The 24,553-nt window shown below is 63.2% G+C and carries 28 protein-coding genes; 19 read left to right on the top strand and 9 right to left on the bottom strand.

Annotated elements, in window-relative coordinates; translation table 11 throughout:
* Positions 1-30: 30 nt before the first annotated feature.
* Positions 31-1,095, bottom strand: coding sequence for an MBL fold metallo-hydrolase (locus tag EPJ54_RS06590; RefSeq protein WP_167755603.1), 1,065 nt, complete (start codon positions 1,093-1,095; stop codon positions 31-33).
* A gap of 151 nt (positions 1,096-1,246) precedes the next feature.
* On the opposite strand from EPJ54_RS06590, the gene EPJ54_RS06595 reads away from it, so the two are divergent.
* Complete coding sequence (locus tag EPJ54_RS06595; RefSeq protein WP_135210850.1) at positions 1,247-2,470, top strand: DUF2235 domain-containing protein; 1,224 nt, start codon at positions 1,247-1,249, stop codon at positions 2,468-2,470.
* Here the strand turns inward: EPJ54_RS06595 and EPJ54_RS06600 are convergent, their stop codons facing one another.
* Entirely contained in the window at positions 2,471-4,102 is a 1,632-nt protein-coding gene (locus EPJ54_RS06600) for an acyl-CoA dehydrogenase family protein (RefSeq protein ID WP_135210851.1), read from the bottom strand.
* Positions 4,103-4,219: 117 nt separating this feature from the next.
* Here EPJ54_RS06600 and EPJ54_RS06605 point away from each other — a divergent pair, with 117 nt between their 5' ends.
* The 4 genes from EPJ54_RS06605 (at position 4,220) to EPJ54_RS06620 (ending at position 7,965) form a co-directional block, all read left to right on the top strand.
* Positions 4,220-4,888, top strand: a complete 669-nt coding sequence (locus EPJ54_RS06605) for a YceI family protein (RefSeq protein WP_135210852.1) — start codon at positions 4,220-4,222, stop codon at positions 4,886-4,888.
* Between the two features lie 99 nt (positions 4,889-4,987).
* Positions 4,988-5,698, top strand: coding sequence for a YceI family protein (locus EPJ54_RS06610; protein WP_135210853.1), 711 nt, complete (start codon positions 4,988-4,990; stop codon positions 5,696-5,698).
* Entirely contained in the window at positions 5,699-7,048 is a 1,350-nt protein-coding gene (locus EPJ54_RS06615) for a YceI family protein (protein ID WP_135210854.1), read from the top strand.
* Positions 7,045-7,965: an L-threonylcarbamoyladenylate synthase gene (locus EPJ54_RS06620; RefSeq protein ID WP_135210855.1), complete on the top strand. Its 921-nt coding sequence runs from the start codon at positions 7,045-7,047 to the stop codon at positions 7,963-7,965. The genes EPJ54_RS06615 and EPJ54_RS06620 overlap by 4 nt, the downstream gene beginning before the upstream one ends.
* Here the strand turns inward: EPJ54_RS06620 and EPJ54_RS06625 are convergent.
* On the bottom strand, positions 7,962-8,345 hold the full coding sequence (locus EPJ54_RS06625) for a hypothetical protein (protein ID WP_135210856.1): 384 nt from the start codon (positions 8,343-8,345) through the stop codon (positions 7,962-7,964). The two genes, EPJ54_RS06620 and EPJ54_RS06625, sit on opposite strands and share 4 nt — an antisense overlap.
* A 135-nt stretch (positions 8,346-8,480) precedes the next feature.
* On the opposite strand from EPJ54_RS06625, the gene EPJ54_RS06630 reads away from it, so the two are divergent.
* From EPJ54_RS06630 to EPJ54_RS06635, 3 genes are all read left to right on the top strand, one after another.
* Positions 8,481-9,869 (top strand): FAD-binding oxidoreductase, encoded by a 1,389-nt coding sequence (locus EPJ54_RS06630; protein WP_135210857.1) that lies wholly within the window; start codon positions 8,481-8,483, stop codon positions 9,867-9,869.
* Positions 9,870-10,046: 177 nt separating this feature from the next.
* A complete protein-coding gene (locus EPJ54_RS19770; RefSeq protein WP_167755604.1) occupies positions 10,047-10,205 on the top strand; it encodes a hypothetical protein in 159 nt (52 codons plus the stop codon).
* Between the two features lie 517 nt (positions 10,206-10,722).
* Positions 10,723-11,151 (top strand): NUDIX hydrolase, encoded by a 429-nt coding sequence (locus tag EPJ54_RS06635; protein ID WP_135210858.1) that lies wholly within the window; start codon positions 10,723-10,725, stop codon positions 11,149-11,151.
* Here EPJ54_RS06635 and EPJ54_RS06640 read toward each other — a convergent pair.
* On the bottom strand, positions 11,101-11,817 hold the full coding sequence (locus tag EPJ54_RS06640; RefSeq protein ID WP_135210859.1) for a DUF6498-containing protein: 717 nt from the start codon (positions 11,815-11,817) through the stop codon (positions 11,101-11,103). The genes EPJ54_RS06635 and EPJ54_RS06640 overlap by 51 nt on opposite strands.
* An 87-nt stretch (positions 11,818-11,904) precedes the next feature.
* On the opposite strand from EPJ54_RS06640, the gene EPJ54_RS06645 reads away from it, so the two are divergent.
* The 4 genes from EPJ54_RS06645 to EPJ54_RS06660 all read left to right on the top strand — a co-directional run bounded on the left by EPJ54_RS06645 (position 11,905) and on the right by EPJ54_RS06660 (position 14,950).
* The gene (locus EPJ54_RS06645) at positions 11,905-12,123 is read left to right on the top strand and encodes a hypothetical protein (protein WP_135210860.1); all 219 of its coding nucleotides are present in this window, start codon (positions 11,905-11,907) and stop codon (positions 12,121-12,123) included.
* Positions 12,124-12,137: 14 nt separating this feature from the next.
* Complete coding sequence (locus EPJ54_RS06650) at positions 12,138-12,518, top strand: hypothetical protein (protein WP_135210861.1); 381 nt, start codon at positions 12,138-12,140, stop codon at positions 12,516-12,518.
* A gap of 74 nt (positions 12,519-12,592) precedes the next feature.
* Positions 12,593-13,813: a parallel beta-helix domain-containing protein gene (locus EPJ54_RS06655; protein WP_135210862.1), complete on the top strand. Its 1,221-nt coding sequence runs from the start codon at positions 12,593-12,595 to the stop codon at positions 13,811-13,813.
* A 3-nt stretch (positions 13,814-13,816) separates the two neighbouring features.
* On the top strand, positions 13,817-14,950 hold the full coding sequence (locus EPJ54_RS06660) for a hypothetical protein (RefSeq protein WP_135210863.1): 1,134 nt from the start codon (positions 13,817-13,819) through the stop codon (positions 14,948-14,950).
* Between the two features lie 37 nt (positions 14,951-14,987).
* Here EPJ54_RS06660 and EPJ54_RS06665 read toward each other — a convergent pair whose 3' ends face one another.
* A complete protein-coding gene (locus EPJ54_RS06665; protein ID WP_135210864.1) occupies positions 14,988-15,422 on the bottom strand; it encodes an MAPEG family protein in 435 nt (144 codons plus the stop codon).
* A 129-nt stretch (positions 15,423-15,551) separates the two neighbouring features.
* On the opposite strand from EPJ54_RS06665, the gene EPJ54_RS06670 reads away from it, so the two are divergent.
* A complete protein-coding gene (locus EPJ54_RS06670; RefSeq protein WP_135210865.1) occupies positions 15,552-16,112 on the top strand; it encodes a TIGR00645 family protein in 561 nt (186 codons plus the stop codon).
* Between the two features lie 25 nt (positions 16,113-16,137).
* Here EPJ54_RS06670 and EPJ54_RS06675 read toward each other — a convergent pair whose 3' ends face one another.
* From EPJ54_RS06675 to EPJ54_RS06690, 4 genes are all read right to left on the bottom strand, one after another.
* Positions 16,138-16,503, bottom strand: a complete 366-nt coding sequence (locus tag EPJ54_RS06675; protein WP_135210866.1) for a limonene-1,2-epoxide hydrolase family protein — start codon at positions 16,501-16,503, stop codon at positions 16,138-16,140.
* Between the two features lie 91 nt (positions 16,504-16,594).
* Positions 16,595-17,491, bottom strand: a complete 897-nt coding sequence (locus EPJ54_RS06680; RefSeq protein ID WP_135210867.1) for an alpha/beta fold hydrolase — start codon at positions 17,489-17,491, stop codon at positions 16,595-16,597.
* A 68-nt stretch (positions 17,492-17,559) separates the two neighbouring features.
* Positions 17,560-19,350 carry an arginine--tRNA ligase gene (argS, locus tag EPJ54_RS06685; protein WP_135210868.1) on the bottom strand — a complete coding sequence of 597 codons (1,791 nt, stop codon included), beginning with the start codon at positions 19,348-19,350 and terminating at the stop codon, positions 17,560-17,562.
* A 101-nt stretch (positions 19,351-19,451) separates the two neighbouring features.
* Positions 19,452-20,111: a hypothetical protein gene (locus EPJ54_RS06690; protein ID WP_239590781.1), complete on the bottom strand. Its 660-nt coding sequence runs from the start codon at positions 20,109-20,111 to the stop codon at positions 19,452-19,454.
* Positions 20,112-20,240: 129 nt separating this feature from the next.
* Here EPJ54_RS06690 and ispH point away from each other — a divergent pair, with 129 nt between their 5' ends.
* The 6 genes from ispH to EPJ54_RS06720 all read left to right on the top strand — a co-directional run bounded on the left by ispH (position 20,241) and on the right by EPJ54_RS06720 (position 24,508).
* A complete protein-coding gene (gene ispH / locus EPJ54_RS06695; protein ID WP_135210869.1) occupies positions 20,241-21,218 on the top strand; it encodes a 4-hydroxy-3-methylbut-2-enyl diphosphate reductase in 978 nt (325 codons plus the stop codon).
* A 120-nt stretch (positions 21,219-21,338) separates the two neighbouring features.
* Positions 21,339-22,133 (top strand): kinase, encoded by a 795-nt coding sequence (locus EPJ54_RS06700; RefSeq protein WP_135210870.1) that lies wholly within the window; start codon positions 21,339-21,341, stop codon positions 22,131-22,133.
* A 1-nt stretch (position 22,134) separates the two neighbouring features.
* On the top strand, positions 22,135-23,094 hold the full coding sequence (locus tag EPJ54_RS06705) for a homoserine kinase (protein ID WP_135210871.1): 960 nt from the start codon (positions 22,135-22,137) through the stop codon (positions 23,092-23,094).
* On the top strand, positions 23,084-23,548 hold the full coding sequence (locus EPJ54_RS06710; protein WP_135210872.1) for a hypothetical protein: 465 nt from the start codon (positions 23,084-23,086) through the stop codon (positions 23,546-23,548). Before EPJ54_RS06705 ends, EPJ54_RS06710 begins: the two co-directional genes overlap by 11 nt.
* Positions 23,545-23,982: a ribonuclease HI gene (gene rnhA, locus EPJ54_RS06715; RefSeq protein ID WP_135210873.1), complete on the top strand. Its 438-nt coding sequence runs from the start codon at positions 23,545-23,547 to the stop codon at positions 23,980-23,982. The genes EPJ54_RS06710 and rnhA overlap by 4 nt, the downstream gene beginning before the upstream one ends.
* A gap of 37 nt (positions 23,983-24,019) precedes the next feature.
* Positions 24,020-24,508, top strand: coding sequence for a DUF6265 family protein (locus tag EPJ54_RS06720; protein WP_135210874.1), 489 nt, complete (start codon positions 24,020-24,022; stop codon positions 24,506-24,508).
* Positions 24,509-24,553 lie beyond the last annotated feature (45 nt).

Here is a 24,553-nt window from a genome sequence, read left to right on the forward strand (position 1 = left end):
AAGCCGCTCCTAACGCGCCTAATCCGCGGCTCAGGCGGCTTCATAATAGGTCACCCCGTCTTTCATGACGGCGCGCGCGAGGCCGCGGCCGATCAGGCAATTGACGTGGGCGATGGCTTCGCCCGTGGCCATGCTCAAGAGATCCGCACCAATCTTGCGTGCAAACAACGCCACGAAGAGATCGGTGGCGCGCTTGGGGCCCTGGCGCAGGCGATGCAGCACGCGGGCGAGCGCGCGTTCGTGGCCGTCGATCAGATTGTTCAAGCGTTCGTGCAGACCGTGGAACGGTTCGTTGTGCGCCGGCAGCACGAGCACGTCGTTCGGCATCGCCAGCAACAATTTCTTGCAAGACGAAATCCAATCTGCGAGCGGATCGCCTTCAGGCTCCGTAGGAAACACCGAGACGTTCGACGAAATGCGCGGCAGCACTTGGTCGCCCGAGATGAAGAGCTTGGCCTCTTCCTGCCACAGACACACGTGCTCCGGCGAATGGCCGTTGCCAGTGATGACGCGCCAGATGCGGCCGCCAATCTCGATCTCGTCGCCATCGGCCAGACGGCGATAAGCATCGGGAATTTTCGACACGGCTTTGCCGAACCCGCCGAAGCGCACCTTGTAGGAATCGAGCGCGTCTTCGTCCCAACCGGCGGCACGATAGAAGCGTACGCCCTCTTCCGGCGCCTCGCGGCCCGTGTCGGCGACGAGCACGCGGCCGGTGATGTATTCGAGCCGGCTCATGCAGAGCGGCGCGTCGAACTTGCGACAGATCCAACCCGCGAGACCCATATGGTCGGGATGCATGTGCGTGCAGATCACGCGCGTGACCGGCTTGCCCTTCAGCGTCGCCTCAAAGATCGAACGCCAATGTTCGCGCGATTGCTCCATCGCGACGCCGGTGTCGACCACCGTCCAACCGTCGCCATCCTCGATCAGCCACAGATTGATCCATTGCAGCGCGAACGGCAGCGGCATGCGAATCCAATAGACGCCCGGCGAAATCTCGCGCGCGACGCCCGCCTCAGGCGGATCGCCCAGGGGATAGACAAGGTTCGGCCGCCCGCGCGTGGCGGTGACCTCATCTTCAGTGCCGTCCATCGACATCTTTTGTTCTCCAAGACGGAGCCTAGCCGGTCCCGCCCGCCGACTAAATGGGCGATCCCACAGAAAACCGGCCTGTTTCGTCTTTCGGGTGACGCCAAGGGAGGGCTAAACTGCACCCTCGCGTGGGGACGCATAGGGGACTTGCATGAAACGCATCGTCGTTTGCATGGATGGTACGTGGCAGACGCTCACCCAAGATGAGCTGACCAATATCGGCATCATCGCACGCAGCGTCGCGCACAAAGAGACCCGCGCAGACGGCTCCACCGTGCAGCAAACCGTGATCTACACGTTGGGCGTGGGCTCATCGCTCGGCGCCCTGGCGGACACGAACTTCCTGCAGCGCGCGCAGACCTCATTCAATCGTTTCGCCGGCGGCGCCTTTGGCGAAGGCCTCGAAGACCTCGTGCTCGATACGTACCTGCGTCTCGCCTTCAATTACGAAACGGGCGACGAGATCTACATTTTCGGCTTCAGCCGCGGCGCGTTCGCCGCGCGCCGACTGGCGGGCTTCATCAACACCGCTGGCATCGTCTCGCGCCGCCACATCAACAAAGCGCGCGACGGCTTCCGTATCTATTACAATCGCCCCGACGCCAGCGCTTCGGAAGAAGCGCATCGCGAACATCAGGAAGCGGCGGCGCAATTCCGGAAGCTCTACGGCAAGGGTGATCGCAATAGCGACGGCACGCGCCGTCACACCGACGACGCGCCACAGATCACCTATCTCGGCGTGTTCGATACGGTGGCGCAGCGCGGATTCGGCGACGTGCTCGCCTCCTTCACGCCATGGGGCGATAGCAGCAGCCACAAGTTCAAGAATTATCGCGTCAGTCCGAATGTGTTGAACGCGCGCCACGCGGTCGCGTTGGATGAAAATCGCCTGGGCTTTCCGGTCACGCTTTGGGACGGCATCGAAGAAGACAACGCCCGTCTTGGCCGCACGGCTTATCAGCAGCGCTGGTTCACCGGTTCGCACGGCGATATTGGCGGCGGCGACGGCTCCAAGCTTTCCGCCATCGCGCTCAAATGGATCGCCGAAGGCGCCCGCGACGCGGGTCTGCGCTTCTACGCCACTTATGGCGACGATGAATCGCCGCTGGATCAACGCATGCGCGAAGCGGGCATGTGCTTCGATGCCGATATCGTGCGCCCACGCCTGCCAAAGGCGCTGCAGCCGATCAATTATCCCTGGCGGACGCGCAAAGTCTGGACACGGCGCGAACGACCAACTTTGGACGATGCGCAGAGCATCTTGGCGCCCAGCGTGTTGCAACGCGCGCACGCCGATCATCTGAAGCCGCGCTATCGTCCGACGCCGCTGAAGCCGTTTCAAAAAGCGCTCAAGGAATGGCGCCCCGAAGGTTGATCAGCCGAGCGCCGCGAGCGGCGCGGCCGTGAGCTTGATCAGCGGCAGGTGCGCACCCGCGCGCGCGAGTACGGTGTCGGCGTAATAATTGAGCACGGCGCTTTGCGCCGCATCGCTGGTCTTCGCAACGCCGCGCGCCAGCAGCATGCCGCCAACCACGTCGCCCGCGAGCGCAAGATAAGCCGAAGCTCCAGCCAAGGCATCGTCACGTGCGGCAGAAAGCATGTAATCGGTCGCGGTCTCCAGCGCGTTCGCTGCGTCACCCAAATGTGTCGCGACCCGCGCATCTTTCGATTGCCCGGCCGCCTCACGCGCCATGTCGATCACACGGCGCATCGCCTCGCCGCGATCGCCCAAGAGCTTGCGGCCGTAGAGATCGATGGCTTGGATGCCGTTGGTGCCTTCGTAAATCGGCGCAATGCGGGCGTCACGAAAGAATTGCGCAGCCCCGCCCTGTTCGACAAAACCCATGCCGCCATGCACTTGCACGCCAAGGCTGGCGACCTCGACGCCCATATCGGTGGACCAAGATTTCGCGATCGGCGTCAACACATCCTCCATCGGCTTGTCGTCGCCATCGGCGGCAACAGCGCAGGCGTAGCAAATCGCGCGACCAGCTTGGATTTTGGCGCGCATGGTCATGAGCATGCGGCGCACATCTGGGTGCTCGATGATGAGCGCGCCGCCCTGCTTGCGCTCTTTCGCGTAAGCCAGCGCCTTTTGATAGGCTGCTTCGGCGACGGCCACGCCTTCCATGCCGACATTGAGACGCGCGGCGTTCATCATCGTGAACATGGCGACGAGACCACGGTTCTCTTCGCCGATCAGCCAGCCTGTCGCGCCTTCGAACGCCATCGTGCAGGTGGGCGACGCATGGATGCCCATCTTCTCTTCCAGACCAATACAGCGCACCGCATTGCGCGAGCCGTCCGCGTCACGGAATTTCGGCACGATGAAGAGCGAGATGCCCTTCGAGCCCGCTGGCGCGCCTTCGATGCGCGCGAGCACGAGGTGGATGATGTTCGGCGCGAGGTCGTGCTCACCCCAAGTGATGAATATCTTCTGGCCGGTGATGGCATACGAGCCATCGGCTTGCGGCACGGCTTTTGTGGTGAGTGCGCCGACGTCTGAGCCCGCTTGCGGCTCGGTCAGGTTCATGGCGCCGGACCATTCGCCCGAGATGAGCTTTTCCAGATAAAGCGCCTTCTGATCCGGCGCGCCGTGCTGTTCGATCGCTTCGATCGCGCCCAGCGTCAGCATCGGCAGCAGGCCGAACGCCATGTTGGCGGCGTGCACACTCTCCATCACAGCGAGCGCTACTGCGCGCGGCAGGCCCTGACCGCCATAGGTCGGATCAGCCGCCAGCCCTTGCCAACCGCCATCTTTGTACGCCTGATATGCCTCGGCGAAGCCCCGCGGGGTCGTCACCACGTCATTCGCGAGCGAAATACGCGCGCGATCGCCGCTGCGGTTGAGCGGCGCCAAAGTTTCACCCGCCAACGCACCGGCGCCCTCCAGGATCGCGGCCAGCAAATCCTCATCCAGATCGGGGAAACGTTCGCGCAGCGACCAAAGGTCGGCACAGGCTTCGAGCGCGAAGCGCATGTCGGCGATGGGGGCGGCGTACGTCATTATTCTCTCCAGAGCGGCGAAGCATACCTACGCGCGCCCACTTCGCCAGACATTGCTTTATGCGGCGCCCTCTATGCGATGATGCTATAGCGACACGGGGCCAGCAGGGAGACACTCATGCGCGCGCTGTTGATTGCATCTTTATTGGCTTTGTCGTCCTGCGTCAGCGTGGACGGTTCGGCCACCTCGCCTGCCGCGAGCGTACAAAACGCCGCACCCACGGCTGCGGCCGCGACCTATCCGATCTCGATCGATCTGCCGGCGGGCAGCTATCGGCTCGATCCACGCCACGCGAGCGTGCTGTTTCGCATTCGCCATGAAGAGCTCTCATGGTTCACCGCGCGCTTCGACACGCGTGACGCCACGCTTGAATTTGATCCCACCGATCCCTCGCGCTCGCGGCTCACCGCCAGCGTCGATGCGACGACGGTGAATACGGGTCTCCTCAATCCACAAGGCGAGCGCGCCTTCGATCGCAGCATTGGCCGTGCGATCGGAGCGGAAGCGACACCACAGATCAGTTTCGCGTCCACCGCAATCGAGCGCACGGGCGAGCACACAGCGCGCGTCACCGGCGATCTCACCATGAACGGCCAGACCCACCCGGCGACGCTTGATGCGGTGTTCGGCGGCGGCCGCACCGATCCATTGCGCGGCAATGCCGTGGTGCTTGGCTTCTCGGCGCACGGCGAAATCCGTCGCTCCGAGTGGGGCGTCACCCAATGGAGCACGTTTACGGGCGATGTCGTTCAACTCGTGATCGAGGCGGAACTCATCAAAGGCTGAGCGGCGCGGAAAAACCTTGCCGGTTACATTGGTGTGCGTACTTGTGGCCCTGAGGGGGCGCCGCCCTACATAGGTCGCTTAGCGAGGGAGACCCTTCTTATGAAATATGTGACGTTCGCTGCTGCTGCTTTAGCGTTGGCCGCCTGCTCTCAACCCGCCCCGACCGAAGCGCCGCCGCCTGCGCCGGCTGTCGTGAATGTGCCGACCGGCGCCTATGAGGTTGACCCGACCCACACCACGGTCGCGGTCCGCGTGAAGCACTTTGGCCTGTCGAATTATGTGTTCCGCCTGAACACGGTCAGCGGCACGCTCAATTTCAACGCCGAAGACCCGACGCAATCGACCATCGAAGCCACTGTCCAGGCCGGTTCGCTCGACACCCCTTACGCTGGCGAGCGCGACTTCGACGCTGAGCTGCAAAACTCCGAATGGCTCGATGCGACCACGCACCCGACCGCAACCTTCCGCTCGACCAGCATCGAAAGTACCGGCCCGAGCACGGCGCGCGTCACTGGCGATCTGACGATCAAGGGCGTCACACGCCCGATCACGCTGGAAGCGACTTACAACACCAGCCACGCCGTGCACCCGATGGGCTTCCCGATCCAACAAATCGGCTTCTCGGCACATGGCACGTTCAACCGCCTCGATTACGGCATTGGCGCCAACACACTCGTGCCATCCACGCCTGAAGCGAACGACGGCGTCGCCACGCAAGTCGAACTCGTCATCGAAGCCGAGTTCACGCGCCCGGCCCCGGCCGCGACGGAAACGCCTGCTCCGGCTACGCCCGCCGAACCGGTGAACTAAGTGAGCGCAGAGGCTCAGCAGAGATACACAGCCGTCGCGATCGTCCTTCACTGGGCGATCGCGATTGCGATGTTGTTGATGATCCCGCTCGGCTGGTGGATGGGCGATCAGATTGAGGACGGCGTCGTGACTGACGGCGTTTTCCACGCCTTCCAATTCCACAAATCGATCGGGCTCACCATTCTCGCGCTGAGCCTCGTTCGCCTCGGCTTGCGGTTGGCGAACCCGCCGCCGCCTTTGCCAGACCACATGCCCGCCTGGGAGCGCATCATCGCCAAGGCGACGCACTGGATGTTCTATTTCCTGATGATCGCGCTGCCGCTGACGGGCTGGCTCTTCGTATCCGCCGGCTGGTCCGTGCATGAGGATGAGCCGCTGGTCGTCGCCACGCATTGGTTTGGCCTGATCCGCGTGCCGGAATTGTTCGGCCTACCGCATGCCGCTGAAAGCGTACGCGCGGGCGTCGCCGAGGCCTCGCTGAACGTGCATTCGAAGCTCGCTTGGGGCGTCATTGTGCTGGCGGCGCTGCACGTGGGCGCGGCGCTGAAGCATCATTTCTTCGACCGCGACGAAGTGCTTTCGCACATGGTCCCTGGCGTGAAGCCGCCCTTCCAAACCGAAGCGCCGCCGAAGAACCCAGTGCGCCTCGCCATTCTGGGCGGCGGCTTAAGCTTGGTCGCGATCGCGCTGATCGCCAGCCTCTTCGCCTTCGCCGGCATGGCCGCCGACACGGGCGCAAACGCACCGCAACACAGTTCGACCATCGCGATTGGTGAGCCGGCGCCCGGCGCCGCGCCTGCCGCGCCTGAAGCGCCGTCCGCTGCAACACCCGCGCATCCGAACGCATGGCGCGTTGACGCGCGCAGCAGCTCCGTCGGTTTTGCTTTCGTCTACACCGACGACATCAACGGCGCGCAGAATTTCTCTGGCCGCTTCACCAGCTGGCGCGCCGACATCGTGTTCGATCCAGCTGACCTGCCGGGCTCCTCCGCCAATGTCGCGATCGCAACCGCCTCGGCCACGGACGGCGTCGCGATGCACGACCGCGCGCTGCCCGGCGCGCAATGGTTCGACGCCGCCACTCATCCAAACGCCACCTACCGCACGACCTCGATCCGGCATTTGGGTGGTGACAATTATCGCGCCGAAGGCGAACTCACGATCCGCGGCCGTACGCGCGAGGTGGCGCTGCCTTTCACGCTCACGATCGACGGCGACCGCGCCAGCATGAACGGCCGCACCAGCATCGATCGGCGCGATTTCGACATCGGCAAGGACTCGGACGCTGACGACAGCATCTCGCGCGACATTGACATCATCATCCGGGTTGAAGCCTATCGCGCTTCATGAGCGTAGAAGCCGCCGCTGAAGCCCTCCGCACTGGCGGGCTCGTCATCATGCCGACCGAGACCGTGTACGGCCTCGCCTGCGATGCGACGAACCCGAAGGCGGTGGCGCGCGTCTATGAGGCCAAGGGCCGGCCGCAACTCAACCCGCTGATCGCGCACGTGTCAGGCCTGGCGCAGGCGGAAGAGCACGCGATCTTCCACGAGAAGGCGCACAAGTTGGCGCTGCAATTCTGGCCCGGCCCACTCACCATCGTCGCGCCGCGCCGCGCGGAGAGCAGCGTGTCTGAATTGGCCTGCGCTGGCCTCACCACCATCGCCCTGCGCGCGCCCTCGCATCCGGTCGCACGCCAATTGCTGGCGGCGTTCGGCAAGCCGATCACCGCGCCCAGCGCCAATCGCTCCGGCCATGTGAGCGCCACCACCGCCGAGCACGCCGCCGCTGATCTCGGCCACGCGGTCGATGTTGTGCTCGACGGCGGCGCAAGCCCCGTTGGCCTGGAGAGCACTATCGTCGCGATCGATACGGAAGGGACGGCCACTTTGCTTCGCCCCGGCGCAATCCCGCGCGCGGACATCGAAGCCCTCATCGGCCCTCTGGCGACGCCGAGCGATCCCAAACGCGTCACCGCGCCCGGCATGCTGGAGAGCCATTACGCGCCGCGCGCGCGCGTGTTGCTCGATGTCACCACGCCGCCGCCCGGCGCGGCCTATCTCGCGTTCGGCGCGCCGGCGCCTGCGGGCGGGCTCACGCTCTCCGCCAGCGGCGATCTCGTCGAAGCCGCGGCCAATCTCTACGCCCACCTGCGCGCACTTGATGCGAGCGGCGCTGAGACGATCGCTGTCGCACCGATCCCCGCGCATGGCCTCGGCGAAGCCATCACCGACCGCCTGCGCCGCGCCGCCGCCCCGCGCGGCTAGTCGCGAACGAAAATCCAGACTCCGGTGTCATTGCGCTGATTATGCGAAGCGCCGCCCATGCTGTCGCCGGCCAGCGTACCAGAATACATCGCGAAGCTATTGTTGGTTTGCCAATAGATGAGTTGGTTATTCTGGGTCCAACGGCCGTTGTCGTAGGTCACGCCGTTATAGGCATACTCAAGCACGCCATCGCGCCGAAAGAGCGCCGTCCATTCCGTGATCTCGCCATTGCTCCAGCGCACGTACCCGCGCCAGCGCGTGTTCGCCACTGGCGACGCGACAACCTCCTCCTGGGCGCCGGCTTGGGTCACGAAGCTCGATGGCGTGGGCGAGGCCACGAGCATTGTCAGCGCCAACATCAGTGCAGCCAAAAATCGCATAAGATCCCCCCGATCGACGCCGAACACTAGCGGCCGACGTGGCAAGACGTCCATTCTCCTCAAACATCGCGCCACTTCACGCGAATGCAGCCGCGAGCGCTGGAGACGCAGCGTCCGCAGGCCTAACATGGGCGCATGACACAAGATCTCTTCGCCCGCCTCGCCAACCGCCTCGGCCCTAAGGGCCATTCGATCGATCCGGACATCATCGCCCCGCACCTGACCGAATGGCGCGGCCGCTATCATGGCCGCACACCCTTCCTGGCCATGCCCGGAAGCACCGAGGAGGTCTCTGATCTCGTGCGCATGTGCGCCGAAGCCGGCGTCGCGATCACGCCGCAGGGCGGCAATACCGGTCTCGTGGGCGGCCAAATTCCCGAGGGCGAGGTGCTGCTCTCCCTCAAACGCATGAACCGCATCCGCACGATCGACGTCGACAATGATTCCATGATCGCGGAGGCCGGCGTGGTGCTGACTGCAGTGCAGCAAAGTGCGGCCGAATCGAATCGGCTCTTCCCGCTCAGCCTCGGCAGCGAAGGCAGCGCTACAATCGGCGGACTCATTTCGACGAACGCTGGCGGCGTGCACGTGCTGCGCTACGGCATGATGCGCGATCTCATCCTTGGCATCGAAGCGGTGTTACCGGATGGCCGCGTGTTCTCCGGATTGAAGTCCCTGCGCAAGGACAACACCGGCTACGATCTGAAGCAGCTCTTCATCGGCGCTGAGGGCACTTTGGGCGTCGTCACCGCCGCCAGCCTCAAGCTCTTCCCGCGCCCGCAAGGTCACGAGGTGGCGCTCGCCGCCGTCGCCAACGCCCGCGACGCCCTGACGCTACTCCATCACATGAAGGCCGCCACCGGCGCGGTCGCCGCGTTCGAAGTGATGAACCGGCTCTCGGTCGATCTGGTGATGAAGAACGTGCCGAACAGCCGCGACCCGCTGCCCGGCGCACCGATGCTGGTGCTGATCGAGTTCGAGGCGGCGCAGGCGCAAGGGCTGCGCGACGCAGTGGAAGGCGCGCTGGCCTCGGCGATGGAAAGCGGCCTCGTTCTCAACGCCGTAGTTGCTGAAAATCACGCGCAGGCCAAGAATTTTTGGGCCATACGCGAACACGTGCCGATGGGCCATCGCCCCGAGGGCCCGCAGGTCATCCATGATGTCAGCGTGCCGGTTTCGAAGACGCCGGACTTCCTCGAACGCGCCGACAAGGTGATGGAAGACTATTGTCCAGGCGTGCGCCTCGTCGCTTTCGGGCACATGGGCGACGGCAATTTCCACTACACGATCATCAAGCCCGACGGCATGGCCGAGGCGGACTTCCCAGGCGATGCGCTGACCCAAAAGGTCTATGAAGTGACCTACGCGCTCGATGGTTCGATCTCAGCCGAGCACGGCATCGGCATCACGCGCGCAGATGATCTCGTGCGCTACAAAGATCCCGAATCGGTGGCGATGATGCGCACATTGAAGCGCGCGCTTGATCCGAATGGTGTGATGAACCCGCGCGCACTCGTGCCGTGACGTGCGCATCGAATCGATACACATCGGCGTCGCTTTCGTGATGTCGTCACATCGATTTTCAATTGATGCGATGTTGCAAAATCGCCGCGCGAGAAAATTTCTCTGGCGATCTCGCTTGCACATGACATTATGAAGACGTACTGCGGCTCGTCGCAGTGACACTAGAGGAGCCAGGGCATGGCTAAGAAAGCAAAGAAAGCTACGAAGAAGGTAGCGAAGAAGGCAAAGGCGAAGAAGGCAGCGCCGAAGAAGGCGAAGGTCGCGAAGAAAGCACCGCGCAAGACCGCTGCTAAGAAGGCGAAGAAGGCGAAGGCCAAAAAGGCCGCTAAGCGCTAAGCCTCTGCCGGATGCTCTCAAGGGAGCGTCTGATCAGAACAAGAGAACCGCGACACGCAAGTGTCGCGGTTCTTCCTTTTTGCGGCTCCGCAAACGCGGATCGAAGCCGTTAATTTTATTAAATTATTTTCGATGCGACGCGCGGCGCGCAGATAAGGCGCTCTCTCGTTTCAGAACACGCACATCCGCGCCACAGCGTGCATAGATCCGCCTTGCGCGCGTGAAGCGCCGCTCATTTTGTGACAAGCGACGGCGTGCGCAATGTGGGCGCGGCGCATTCCAACACGCCCTCTCCTGCCGGATCGCATCGACAGTCGCAGTGGCGCGTTGCTCTGATCGCCCGACGCGTCGCAGCACCTCTTCGAGACGGGACTCACCTCCACCAAGTCGCGCCTGAGCAAGCCCGAGTCGGCGCCGACTCACCTCTTCGCGGAGCAGAATCGGGTCCGCGCGCCAAACTTTTTGCAGTTGCGGGTCGCGAGATCAGAATGAGGATGGAACGAAATGCGGAGCGCCGATGTCTGAGCAGCCGAAACGATCGCCGACCCCTGCGGTGGGTGTCGTGTGCCTGCGCGGCGACGACGTTCTGCTTATCCGACGCGGCGCGCCGCCGATGGAAGATCGCTGGTCGATCCCCGGTGGGCGGATCGAATGGGGCGAGCGCGCGGCGGACGCCGCACTCCGCGAGTTGAAGGAAGAGACGAGCTGCGACGCGGAACTCATCGGCCTCGTTGATGTGGTCGACGCCGTGCTCACACGACGTGGTGAGAATGACGTTTGGGGTCATTACGTGCTGATCGACTACGCGGCGCGCTGGATAGCGGGCGAACCGCAAGCCGGCGACGACGCGCGCGACGCCCGCTTCTTCTCTCTCGCGGAGATCGAAACGCTCGGCCTATGGGACGAGACCCTGCGTATCATCGCCGCCGCCCGCCGCTTGCTTTGAACCGAGGCCGCGCGCGGTAAAGCCCGGCGTTTTGCCTCTGATCTCAGCGACGTCATACGCCGTCTTCACCAGCGCCAAAACAACGTAGCCACCAGCCGGCACATTGAGCGCCATCAACAAGAAGCCGCCGAAGATAATGGCAACGTGCAGCACGATGATGCGCGGGTAAGGCGCGCCCATCAATTCCAAGGGGTTGGTGCGCGCAGCATCACCACGCACAAGGAATAGAATGAATTGCACGACCTGCCAGAGCATGATCGAGGCAAAACCAACCGCCAAATTCATCTGCGTCGCGAACAAGCCACGCACGGCTCCAGCGACATCGAACAAAGAGTCGCCCATGAAGGCGCCGTTCTCCGCTTCGCCAAACATTGAGATCACGAAGATGCCGTGCACGAGGCAGAAGAGGCCGTAGTGGAAGGTGAAGAAGACGCTGAAGAACGCCGCGGCCGGCAGCATCAGCCCACCGCCGCCGAAAACTGCACTCGCCCACATCGACGCCACATTGCGCACGCCGATGATCACATTCTCCAGCCAATAGAGCAGGATCAATGCGAACGCGCTCCAGCCCCAAAGCAATATGCCGACGATCGGAATAAGGTTAATGGCGACCGCCACGATGACAGGCCAAGTCTTGGGTTGATCGGGAACTTTTGGCTCGCTCATGCGCTCTACACTGCTAATTCGCCACATGGGCTTGCGTGAACGCGAGCCTAACCGATCTCCTGTAGGATTGGGCAAGGAGAGATTTTCATGGCCAACGATCGCGCAAAGCGCGCCGCCGAGCTTGCAGAGGAAGCCCGCGAGCGCGCCGAAGAGGCTTATGAGGCCGCACACGCCGCCGTCGAGGACGGTCTGGATGAGGCGCATCGCTATCTGAAGCGCCAATGGCGCGAACGTCCGGTTGCTGTGGCTGCGACCGCCATAGGCGTCGGCCTGCTGGTCGGCCTGCTGCTCGGGAGCCGCCGTTAATGTTCGACCGCGCCATGTCAGCAGTCATTGCAACTGCTGCCGCAAGCGCCGCCGCGGTCATGGCCGTATTCGCGCTTGGCTTTGCACTTTACGCGCTGATTGAACCCAGCGTCGGCGCCGCGGGTTCGGCCGCGATCGTGGCGCTTGCCGCGGCCCTCGTGATCGCCGTCTTCGCGCTCATCGCCACGATGCGCGCCCGCAAGCGTGAGCGCGAGACCGCTGTCGCGCAGGCCGAATTGCTGGACGAATTGCCGATGGGGCTCGGCGACATCGCCCGCGACCGACCGCTTATGACGCTCGGCATCACGGCCGCCGCCGGGCTTCTTGCGGCGCGTCACCCCACCTTAGTGCGCGATTTGATCCACATCGTCGCCCGTTTCGGCTCCCGCCGCTAAAGGCAAACGCCGAACGTAGCTTTACACGCAGGCTCCAGTCCGCGATTTTCTCCGCTCATAACGGGGAGAAGAGAATGAGGCTGTTCGCAGCCGCCGCAGCAGCGGCGCTAGTCATGGTTGGCGTCGCCGACGCACGCACCTGGCGCATCCGTCCGGGCCCCGAGGCCGAGCAACAATTGCAGACCGCGCTGATCGAGGCCGAGCCCGGCGATACGGTGCAGCTCGCGCGCGGCCGTTTCGAACTCACGGGCGGGCTTTCGCTCGACGTCGACAACGTCACCATCCGCGGCGAAGGCCATGACCGCTCCGTGCTCTCGTTCGACGGCCAGCGCCGCGGCGCAGAAGGCCTGCTCATCACCTCCGACAATGTGACGTTGCGCGGCTTCGGGGTGGAGAACGCGCGCGGCGACGCCGTCAAGGCGCGCGATTGCAACGGCATCCATATCCGCGAAGTGCGCGTGGAATGGACACGCGGCCCGAGCCCCGACAACGGCGCCTATGGCCTCTACCCCGTCAATTGCGATAACGTGCTGATCGAGCGCTCGATCGCGCGCGGCGCGTCGGACGCTGGCATCTATGTCGGCCAATCGCGCAACATCATCGTTCGCGAGAACATTGCCGAGTTCAACGTCGCCGGCATCGAGATCGAGAACAGCTTTAACGCCGACGTCTTCCGCAACACCGCGACCCGCAACACCGGCGGCATCCTCGTGTTCGACCTGCCCGGCCTGCCGCAAAAGGGCGGCCACAATGTCCGCGTGTTCGAAAACCGCATCATCAACAACGACACGCCGAACTTCGCCCCAGCCGGCAATATCGTCGCCGGCGTGCCGACAGGCACCGGCGTGTTGATCATGGCCAACCGCAATGTGCACGTGTTCGACAATGACATTGCCGACAACGGCACCGTCAACGTGCTGATCAGCGCCTATCGCGACAGCTTCGAGGACCGCGACTATAACCCGATCGCGCGCGACATCGTCATCCGCAACAATCGCTTCGGCAATACGGGCTTCGCGCCGGCTGGCGATCTGGCGGCGCTGGCGCAGATGGGCGTGCCATTGCCGGACGTGCTCTGGGATGGGGCGACGATGTATTCCGTAGGCGGCACGCCGCGCACGGAGAACGTCCGCATCGCCATCCGCGACAATCGCTCGACGCGCACGGGCGCCAGCAGCTTCCTTTCGCTCGGCATGCCAGTCGCCGGTTCGCCGCTGACGGAGGCGGCCCCCAGCCCCACGCCGCCGCCGCTGCTCGAAATCGCCGAGCCGGAGCAAGTGCGGATCAGAAACTAGGCCATGCGCTGGTCGATCTTCGCGGCGCTCTCGCTCGTCGTCATGCTGACGGCGGGCGCGGTCGCGCAGGCGCCGCCAACGGTGAATGTCGCCGCGATCAGTGCGGAGCGGCCGCCGCAGCTTCTGTCGGCGTACGGCTTCTTCAGCGATGCGGGCGCGCGTGAGCCAGTCGCTGGCGTCACGCCCTACGATCTCAACACGCCGCTCTATTCCGACGGCGCGCTGAAGTTTCGCTATGTCTATGTGCCGCCGGGCGCCCAGGCGCGGTACAATCCGGAGGGCGTGTTCGACTTTCCAGTCGGCACGGTGCTGATCAAGACCTTCGCTTTCGCCGCCGATATGCGTCAGCCGACGCAGAACGTCCGCTTCCTCGAAACCCGGCTACTCATCCGCCGCGCCGACGGCTGGATCGCGCTGCCTTACGTTTGGAATGAAGACCAGACCGAAGCGCGCCTCTCACCGATCGGCGCGAACATCCCGGTCAGCTTCACCGATGAAGATGGCGAGGCGATCACTCTCGATTGGGCCGTCCCGAACCGCAATCAGTGCAAAGGCTGCCACGACCTCGCTGGTGAGGTCACGCCGATCGGACCGACCGCGCGGAATTTGAATCGACCCATGACGTATCCGACGGTTGCCATCGGCGGTGCTGAAGATGCACCGCCTGTCGGCGGAAGAGACCACAATCGTATCATCATTGAAGGCGAGACAGCACCTCAGTTGGATGTGTGGCGGCGCTTGGGGATGCTGGACGGTTTGGCTGAATCCGGCATGCCAAGTGTCCCGCAAGCATACGACGCCTCGTCCGGCACACTCGAACAACGCGCACGCGCGTATCTCGATGTGAATTGCGCGCATTGTCATAATCCACAGGGGCCGGCGCATACGTCCGGCCTCGATCTGCGTTGGGGCCAACACGAACCGATCCAATGGGGCGTGCTGAAGCGCCCGGTCGCGGCAGGGCGTGGTTCAGCCGGTTATGAATTCGCGATCGAGCCTGGGCATCCCGAGCGCTCGATCCTGCTCTATCGCATGGAATCCACCGATCCCGGCGTGATGATGCCTGAGACTGGTCGTCAGTTCGTCGACGATCGCGGCGTCGCGCTGATGCGCGAATGGATCGCGCAGATGGAATAAGCGTCGGACCGCCGGCGCCGCCAGCGGTCCGATGCGACTAATGCCCAAAGTTGAACTGCACGAACCCAACCGCGATCGCGGCGTGGAAGGTCAGCGCCACCAGCACCAGGCTCGCCAGCGAGAACACAAGAAAGCGCAACGGGATGAAGTTCGTCGTCGCTTGGATGAGCGAGTGCACGACGCGCAGCGCCGCATAGGTCCACGCCAAGCCGATATTGATCTCCTGCGTCTGCTCCAAGAATTGGAGCGAGAAACAAATGGCGTAGAAGATCGTCGGCTGCTCCATCAGATGGTTGTAATTGTTGGCGACGTTCGCGCTCGGTAGTGCTTCCATCGCCGATTTCGTCGCCTGCCCCGGCTTGATGCCGGCCTTCTGCATGGCCGGGATGCGCGTGGCGTACATCCAGACCCACATGATCAGCGTCCAGATCACCAATGCCACCACCGGCGCGATCATTCCGTGCTCGTACATATTTTCCTCCCCTCGCTATGAGGCGAGCATCGGCCCGGCTCCCTCATTTCGGCAAGCCTCTCCTTACGGGAGTGCGCTTGGCGGCGGCTACGGATACCCCTAGGTTCGCGCCGCATTTTGAGGGCCAGCATGACCGACGACGCCAAATCCCGCCGCTCCCGCACACCACTCCTGGAAGCGGCGATCGAATGGATCATCTATACGAGCCGCTGGCTGATGGCGCCGGTCTATCTCGGCCTGATCGCCGCCCTCGGCATCCTCATCGTCACATTCTTCCGCGAGCTCTATCTGCAGATGCCGCAGGTGCTGACGATGGACGAGACGGACATCATCCTGCTGGTGCTGACGCTGGTCGACCTCTCGCTCGCCGGCAATCTGGTGCTGATCATTCTCTTTTCGGGCTACGAGAATTTTGTCTCGAAGATGGATGCCGCGAAGGGCGATCCCGATCGCCCCGAATGGATGGGCACGCTCGATTTCAGCGGCTTGAAGATCAAGCTGATCGCTTCGATCGTCGCGATCTCGGGCATCCATCTGCTCAAGATCTTCATGAACATCCATGAATACGAAGAGCAACACCTGCTTTGGTACACCATCATCCATATGGTGTTCATCGTATCGGGCGTGGCGTTCGCGTTGATGGATTGGATCGTCGAGCTCTCGCACAAGGTGAATGCAAAGCACGACTAATGGGCGCTTCGAACGCCCGCGCCGATTACGCTAGGCCGCGCTGCAAAGTGCCGAGGTCGAAGTATTCACGCCATACCGTGATGCGACCGTCACGCACTTCGAATACGCCGGCGACCGGGAGTTCGAACCATTTATCGCCGACCCGGTGGCGATCGAGTCGTTCCACGAAGACGACATCACCTTCCACCGCCATCCGAAGCAGCTTGAACTCATTCTCCGCGATCGGCGCAAAGAATGGCTCAAGCACGCCGCGAATTCCCTCTGAACCGGTGACCGTGCCCATTGGGAGATTGGTGTATTCGCAATCGGACGAAACGCACTTGAGCGCCGCGTCATAGTCCATCCGCTCCATCGCGGTCAGGAATGCTGTGACAATTGCCTTGGGATTCATGCTGATCTCCTCTGCTGCGCAAAGGATCAGCGTTCCGAGCGCCCGCCGACAATTACCTCCATGGTCATGTCACACATGACGCAATCCAAGCTCAGGCCATGGCGCGACTGCGTTCCGCGGCACGGCTGATCGCGTCCGCAACCGCACCGTAGAGTGCGGGCGGCAGATCGTGGCCCATGCCTTCTATGATGCGCAGCTCCGCGCCCGGTACGCTCGCCGCAAGATCACGCCCGCCCTCGACCGGAACGAGCGGGTCGGCGTCGCCGTGCAGCACGACAACCGGCGCCTTGATGTTGGCCAGCTTCGGCCGGCGGTCGCCATTGGCGATCACGGCCGCAAGCTGGCGCGCGACGCCAAGCGGCTCGTAGCAGCGGCGCACATCGCGCAGCGCACGCTCACGCAGATAGCTCTCCTCTAACGGATACGCCGCACTGCCAATCGTGCGCGAGCTGCGCACGGAATGCGCGAGAAACGCTTCGACATCCTTATCCGGATCAGGTGCGCGCGTGGTGAGCACGGCCATCGCGTCTGGCTGCGACGGCGGCAGCGCCGGATTGCCGGTCGTGGTGAAGATCGCAGTGAACGAAAGCACCCGCTCAGGATAATCGGCGGCCACCAATTGCCCAATCATGCCGCCCATCGACGCGCCCGCGATATGCGCGCGCTCGATGCCCAGGACATCGAGCAAGCCAACGGCGTCCGCGGCCATATCATCCAGCGTATAAGGAATGTCCGGCTTCCGCCCCTGCATGCGCGCGCTAATGACGCTCTCAATCGTCGGTGCGCCGGAAAATTTTTGCGACAGGCCGACGTCGCGATTGTCGAAGCGAATGACGCGAAAACCGCGCGCAACCAGCTTCTCGTAAAGCCCCTGCGGCCAGCGCGTCAGCTGCACGCCCAGGCCCATGATCAGCAGCAGCGGCACGCCATCGTCGGCGCCGTGCGTCTCATATTCGATCAAAATGCCGTTGACCTGCGCCTGCGCCATCGTCGTTTCCTCACCTTTTGGCCTAGCGTGCGAGCCGAAACGCGATGACGCAAGGGCGTAACGCCAGGTCACATCCGCTCCGGCACGTCGATGCCGAGCAGATCGAGCGTTAGCGTCAGCTGCTTCAACGCCGCCGCCGCCAGCGCCAAGCGCGACGCGCGGACGGCCCCCTCGGACGGCAAGATCGGGCAATGCGTGTAGAAGCTCGAAAACGCCTGCGCCAGCGCATAGGCGTGCTCGGCCAGGAAGTGCGGCGCCTTCTTGTCGTAAGCCGTGCGCAACGCACCATCGAACGCATCAAGCGCCAACGCCAGCGCCCGCTCAGACTCATGCGCAATCGCGATCGGTCCCGGCGTCACCCCCTGCTCGTCAGCTTTCCGCAGGATGCTTTTGATCCGGACGGCTTGGTAGAGCAGATACGGCCCCGTCTTGCCCTCGAAACTCATGAAGCGATCGAGGTCGAACACGTAGGACGTACCACGGAAGTTCGAGAGGTCGGCGAACTTGATCGCCGCGATCGCCACCTTGTGGGCGACGTCTTCGAATTCCTCTTCTGAGAAATCCGCGCCAATCTCGTTTTCCTTCAGCCGCTCCCGCGCTTTTTCTTCGGCCTGGCCTATAAGGTCTTGCAGCTTCAGCACGCCACCCGCGCGCGTCTTGAATGGCTTGCCATCGGCGCCATTCATAGTGCCGAAGCCGACATGCTCCAGCTTCTCGCGCGCGATGTAATTGGCCTTGGCGGCGGCGCGATAGACTTGCTCGAAATGGTCGCCCTGGCGTTGATCGACGACGTAAAGGATCATGTCCGGCTTCTGATCGCGCACGCGTTGCACGATGGTGGCGAGATCGGTTGTGCCGTACATGGCTGAGCCTTCGCTCGACACGACCAACAATGGATCGGGGCTCTCGACCTCGACCACGCTGCCGTCATCCAACTTCTTCTTTTTCTTTTCGCCGGGCCCAGCGACACGCACAATGCGCGCGCCCTGGTCTTCCTCCAGAAGCCCCTTGGCTTCGAGGTCTTTGACCATGTCGGCGATCAACGGATCAGCATCGCTTTCGCCCAGCCACAAATCGAAGTTCACACCGAGGCTCGCGAAATCCCGCTTCTGCGCCGCCATCGAAACGTCGTGCATCGCCCTCCAGATTTCGCGATGGAGCGGATTGCCGCCTTGCAACGCCGCCGTCGCCTTGCGCGCACGATCGCGCACGTCGACATCGCCGTCTTTCACCTTTGCCGCATACGCGGGATAAATCGCTTCGAGCTGCTCGAGAGTAAGCGTCTTCAAGCGCGCATCCAATTTTGCGCGATCGTCGAAGCCGCCAAGTTCATCCTCAAGCGCGGTGATGACGAGGCCCATCTGGAAGCCCCAATCGCCGAAATGAGCATCACCCCAGACTTCATCGCCGCGAAAGCGATAGATGCGCTTCACGCTCTCGCCGATGATCGAGGCGCGCAGGTGCCCGACGTGCATGCCCTTGGCGACGTTCGGCCCGCCATAATCGACAACGACGCGGCGCTTCGTTTCAACGGCGCTCGCGCCCGCCTGCGCATCGTCGGCCACGAATTGCGCGCGCTTCGCCAGCGCGTCCGGCGTCACTTTGAAATTGAGAAAGCCCGGCCCTGCGATCGTGGGCGTCTCAGCCAAGTCCGTCGCATTCCAGCCCGCAGCGACGCTTTGGGCCACCTCTTGCGGCTTTTTGCCCGCAGCCTTCGCCACCGCCAGCGCGCCATTGGCCTGAAACTCACCAAGGTCCGGGCGATCCGAGCGACGCACGTCCGCATGCTTCGGGTCGAGCCCAAGCTCTGTGAAAACGGCGGCGTTAGCCGCGCTCAATGCGGTCGCGAGGTCTTTCATGATGGCAATAGGCAATAGGCAGTGAGCAATGAGGTTGCAAGCAAGCGCACGGCCGCAAGCGCCGCCGCTACTGCCCAATTTCCACTGCTACTGCCTCAAAATCAGCCCGCGTTGTCGGCCGCATCAATACGGAAGCGGCGGCCGTCGCGGTTGAATTGCAGCTGCTCGGGCGTAAGCTCGAAGCCGACCAAGATCTCGAAATTCTCGCCTGAGATTTCTGGGTTGGCGCGCGGGATCACTATGCGCTCGATCTGCTCGCGGCGGTTCGCCACCAACTGGCCGCGCTCCCATTCGACGTCCACGTCGAAATAGACCTTCTCGATCGGCGCACGACCACGACGCGCCACCGCGACCCAATAGCGATAGGTATGGCGCTCTGCATTCGCCGCAGGGCCACGGCCAAATGACATATCGACTTCAAGCGCCATCGTGATCGGATCGGCATCGACGTAACGGCACAGCCCGCGCACGCCGTTCATCTCGCCCGTGTATTCAATATTGGCATAACGCTGCTGACCAGGCTCTGCGAAATCGACGATCCGCGCGCTGTCGTACAGCACGCCCATCAGCGGGCACGGACCGACGTTCGGGCGGTCATCATTGCCGAGCAGGCGATCGAAGAAATTCGGCGGCGCGACTTCGCGGTTCTGCTCTTCCGGCAGAACGCCGCCCGGCAGTTCGACCGTTGGCGTGCTCGTGGACGAGCACGCGGCCGTCACGGCCAGAGCAAACGAAAGCATCAAAGCTGCCGGAAGCTTCATCTAGAACCCTCTCACGCCGAACCAAAAGGGGCCACGCAGCGGCGGCTGCATGCCTCACCCCACCCGCAGGCAATCGGCATCGGGTCGTGATAGCTTCCGGTTCGGCCCTGGGCAACTAACCCTGGCGCCATGCGTGTAAACTTCGCCCCAGAGGCCCGCTTGCCAGAAAAACGCCCCATTTCAATCCTGTTGGCGGCCCCCCGCGGGTTCTGCGCCGGCGTGGACCGGGCCATCCAGATCGTTGAGCAGGCGATCCGGAAATGGGGGGCGCCGGTCTATGTGCGCCACGAGATCGTCCACAACCGCCACGTGGTGGAGCGTTTGGAGGCGCTCGGCGCGGTGTTCGTGGAAGAATTGGACGAGTGCCCGCTCGACCGGCCGGTGATCTTCTCCGCCCACGGCGTACCGAAATCCGTGCCGGCCGAAGCCCGGCAGCGCGAGATGATTTACGTCGATGCGACCTGCCCGCTTGTGTCCAAGGTCCACGTCGAAGCCGAGCGCCATTTCAACGCCGGCCGCGAGATCGTGCTGATCGGCCACGCCGGCCACCCCGAAGTGATCGGCACCATGGGGCAATTGCCGGCCGGTGCGATTACCTTGCTTGAGACCGTCGAGGACGCGGAGAATTTCCAGCCTGGCGATCCGTCGAAGCTTTCGTTTGTCACGCAGACCACGCTCTCGGTGGACGATACCGCTGAGATGGTCGCCGTGCTGCAACGCCGTTTCCCCGGCATCGCAGCGCCGCACAAGGAAGACATCTGCTATGCCACCACCAATCGCCAAGACGCGGTGAAAGCGATGGCGGAGCAAGCGGACCTCGTGCTGGTGATTGGTTCGCCGAAATCCTCGAACTCCGTGCGCCTGGTCGAAGTCGCCAAACGCGCCGGCGCGCGCGACGGGCAACTCGTCGCGTCCGCCGACGATGTGGATTGGGCTTGGTTCGTTGACGTGCGCACGGTGGGCGTCACCGCCGGCGCCAGCGCGCCGGAAGATTTGGTCGAAGACCTGATCGCCGCCATCGCCGCGCGCTTCGACGCGAACGTCGAAGAAGTGCGCGTTACCAAGGAAGACGTCGTTTTCAAACTGCCGCGCGCGTTGGTGGAGTAGTACGTTCCCCTTCTCCCTTGCGGAGAAGGGGTCAGGGGAGGAGGGGCGTTCAAACATGCAGGCGCCTGACGCAACTCACCGCCCCTCACCCCCTGGCCCCTCTCCGCGAGGGAGAGGGGAATGAGCGCGACCACGAACATCTCGTCGCTTTTGGCGCAGCTCATCACCGAAACGCGCACGGACAATCCCAATCGTCCCGCCCTCATAGGAATCGGCGGCGCGCAAGGCTCTGGCAAATCCTATCTATGCCGCGCCTTTGCGACCGCGCATCCGCGCATCGCGCATTTTTCGCTCGACGACGTGTACCTCACACGCGCTGAGCGCGTGGCGCTGGCGGACGAGGTGCATCCGCTCTGCATCACGCGCGGCCCGCCGGGCACGCATGATCTCGATCTCGCGGATCAAACCATCGCCGCGCTGGAACAGGCAGACGCCGCCACGCGCACGCCTTTGCCGCGCTTCGACAAAGCCCACGATCACCGTGCGCCCGAGAACACGTGGCCAACCTTCACCGGCAAGCCGGACGCCATCCTGTTCGACGGTTGGTGCGTCGGCGCGCTGGCGCCCTCCCCCGATCCCACGTCACTAAACGCCATCGAAGCCGAAGATACGAACCGCGCTTGGCGCACATACACGCGCGACCTGCTCGCCACGGATTACGCCGATTTTTTCTCCGCCTTCGACGCCCTGATCTACCTCCGCGCGCCCTCTTGGGAGATTGTCCGCGCTTGGCGGGGGCAGCAAGAGGAAGAGACCTTGGGCCGACCGCTCAGTCCGGAAGAAAACCTAGCGCTCGACCGCTTCGTCATGCACTACGAGCGCATCACGCGCGCCATGCTGGCCGGCTACCACAGCGCCGGCTGGATCGTGCATCTGGATGAAGAGCGGAACGTGACGCGGATCGAACAGCGCTAGTATGGCCGTCTATACCCAACTCTCCGATTCTGATCTCGCCACCCTGCTCGCCGAATACGACATCGGGCCCGCGACCTCATGCAAAGGCATTGCCGAAGGCGTGGAGAATTCGAACTTCGCGCTCGGTACGCCGAAGGGCCAATACATCCTTACGATTTTCGAGAAACGCACCAACGAAGCCGATCTGCCCTTCTTCATGCAGATCATGGAGCGCCTCGCCACGCGCGGCGTAGTGGCGCCGCTGCCGATCGCGACGAAGAGTGGCGCGCTCTACACGAAGATCAAGAACAAGCCCTGCGCCATCATTTCCTTCCTCGAAGGCGTGTGGCCGCGTTCGCCCGACATCGGCCATTGCGCCGCGATCGGCGAAGCGTTGGCGCACATGCATGTGGCGCTCGACGGCTTTGAGCTGACGCGCGCGAATGCGCTCTCCGTCGATGGCTGGGAAAAACTGATCGCGCCGCGTTTGGCCCAAGCTGAGTATCTTCGCCCCGGCCTTGCGCGCTTGATCGAGCGCGATGTCGCGGAGGTCCGCGCCGCGTGGCCGAAAGACTTGCCGCGCGGGCCGATCCACGCCGATCTCTTTCCAGATAACGCGCTCTTCATCGGCGATCGCCTCACCGGCCTGATCGATTTCTATTTCGCCTGCACCGATTTCCTGGCCTACGACCTCGCAATCTGCCTCAACGCTTGGTGCTTCGCCACGCCGCGCGAATTTGATTTCGCTCGCGGCGCGGCGATGATCGCCGCCTACGAAACCATCCGGCCTTTGACCGATGCCGAACGCGAAGCCTTGCCCACGCTCTGCCGTGGCGCAGCACTCCGCTTCTTCGCCACCCGCCTCACCGATTGGGGCGACACGCCCCCCGGCGCGATGGTGAAACCCAAAGACCCGCTGGAATACGCGGACAAGCTCGCATTCCACCGCAAGGCAAAAGGCGCGGGAGATTATGGCGGTTAAGCTTCGCTTGCTGCTCGCTGGTCTTTTGTCGCCACTTGCTGCCGGCCTTTTTGGTGCGCTGATTTCAGGACTTCTGAGCTTGCTTGACGCGCCTGCGACGGTTGTGCCCACAATACTGTTTGCCAACCGGTTCATTCATTGGCTGCCGTGGATAACTATCGCGGCGTTCGTCATCTTGGTTCTTATTGGCATTCCCCTACATCTGCTCGCTAAGCGCATGAAAGTGACGAGCGGCGTCATGTATTTCACTTTGGGCGGAACGGCCGCCGCCGCGCTCATCACGCTCTTAGCGATCCTGACATTGGGCGATCTGACCGACATCGAAGAGGCGTTTCTCGATGCCCTTCAATTTGCGATGGTAGGCGTGCCAACCGGCTATTTCACCGCTTGGATCGCTTGGCTCATCCGCCGCCCTGATTGCGACGCGCCGAATCCCGCTAGAGCGACGCCATGAGCAACACAGTGGACATTTGGACGGATGGCGCGTGCAGCGGCAATCCGGGCCCCGGCGGTTGGGGCGCGATCCTGCATTATGCCGGCACAGAGAAAGAACTCTCCGGCGCCGAAGCCGCGACAACGAACAATCGCATGGAGCTGATGGCCGCGATCATGGCGCTCGAAGCGCTGAAGCGCCCGAGCAAAGTGCGCCTGCACACGGATTCCAAATACGTCATGGACGGCCTGACGAAATGGATCCACGGCTGGAAAAAGAACGGCTGGAAAACCGCCGACAAGAAGCCGGTGAAGAACGAAGATTTGTGGAAGCGCTTAGATGCGGCGAATGCGGCGCACGAAGTCGAATGGAAATGGGTCAAAGGCCATAGCGACAACGTCAACAACAACCGCGCCGACGAATTGGCCCGCAGCGCGATCAAGACGCTCAAATAGCGTTGCGCTTCGCGCGCGGCGCGCGCACGCTCCGTTCATGCGCACGCTCCTCATCCTCGCCGCATTCGCGCTCGCGCCTGCCGCGCATGCGCAAACGCTCGACAACCTCACCTGGCTCAAAGGCTGCTGGCGCACCGAGGCGCCGCGGGAGGCGGAGAGCGGTTCGCAAACCACCGAGGTCTGGATCGATCCGCCCGGCCCTGCGCTCTTCGGCTATGCCTACACCGAAGGCGAAGGCGCGGTGCAAGGCTGGGAGCAGATGCGTATCGACGCCGCTGACGGCGGCCACCCGCGCTTCGTCGCGATGCCCAACGGCGGCGCGCCTGTAGCCTTCGTCATGCGCGAGCAAGCTCAGCCGATTCCGAACATCGCGCAGTTCGAAAATCCCGCGCACGACTATCCTCAACTGATCGAGTATCGCCGCGAACGCAATCGCCTCACCGCCACGATCTCCCGCGCGGATGGCTCCGATCCCTACACGTTCGAATATCGCCGTGTCAGCTGCAGCGCGGCGCTGCGTCCCTAAATTTAAGCTTCGGCATGAGCAGAAGCGCTTGACGACCGTTTGGTT

Source organism: Vitreimonas flagellata, from assembly GCF_004634425.1.
GTDB classification, from domain to species: domain Bacteria; phylum Pseudomonadota; class Alphaproteobacteria; order Caulobacterales; family Aquidulcibacteraceae; genus Vitreimonas; species Vitreimonas flagellata.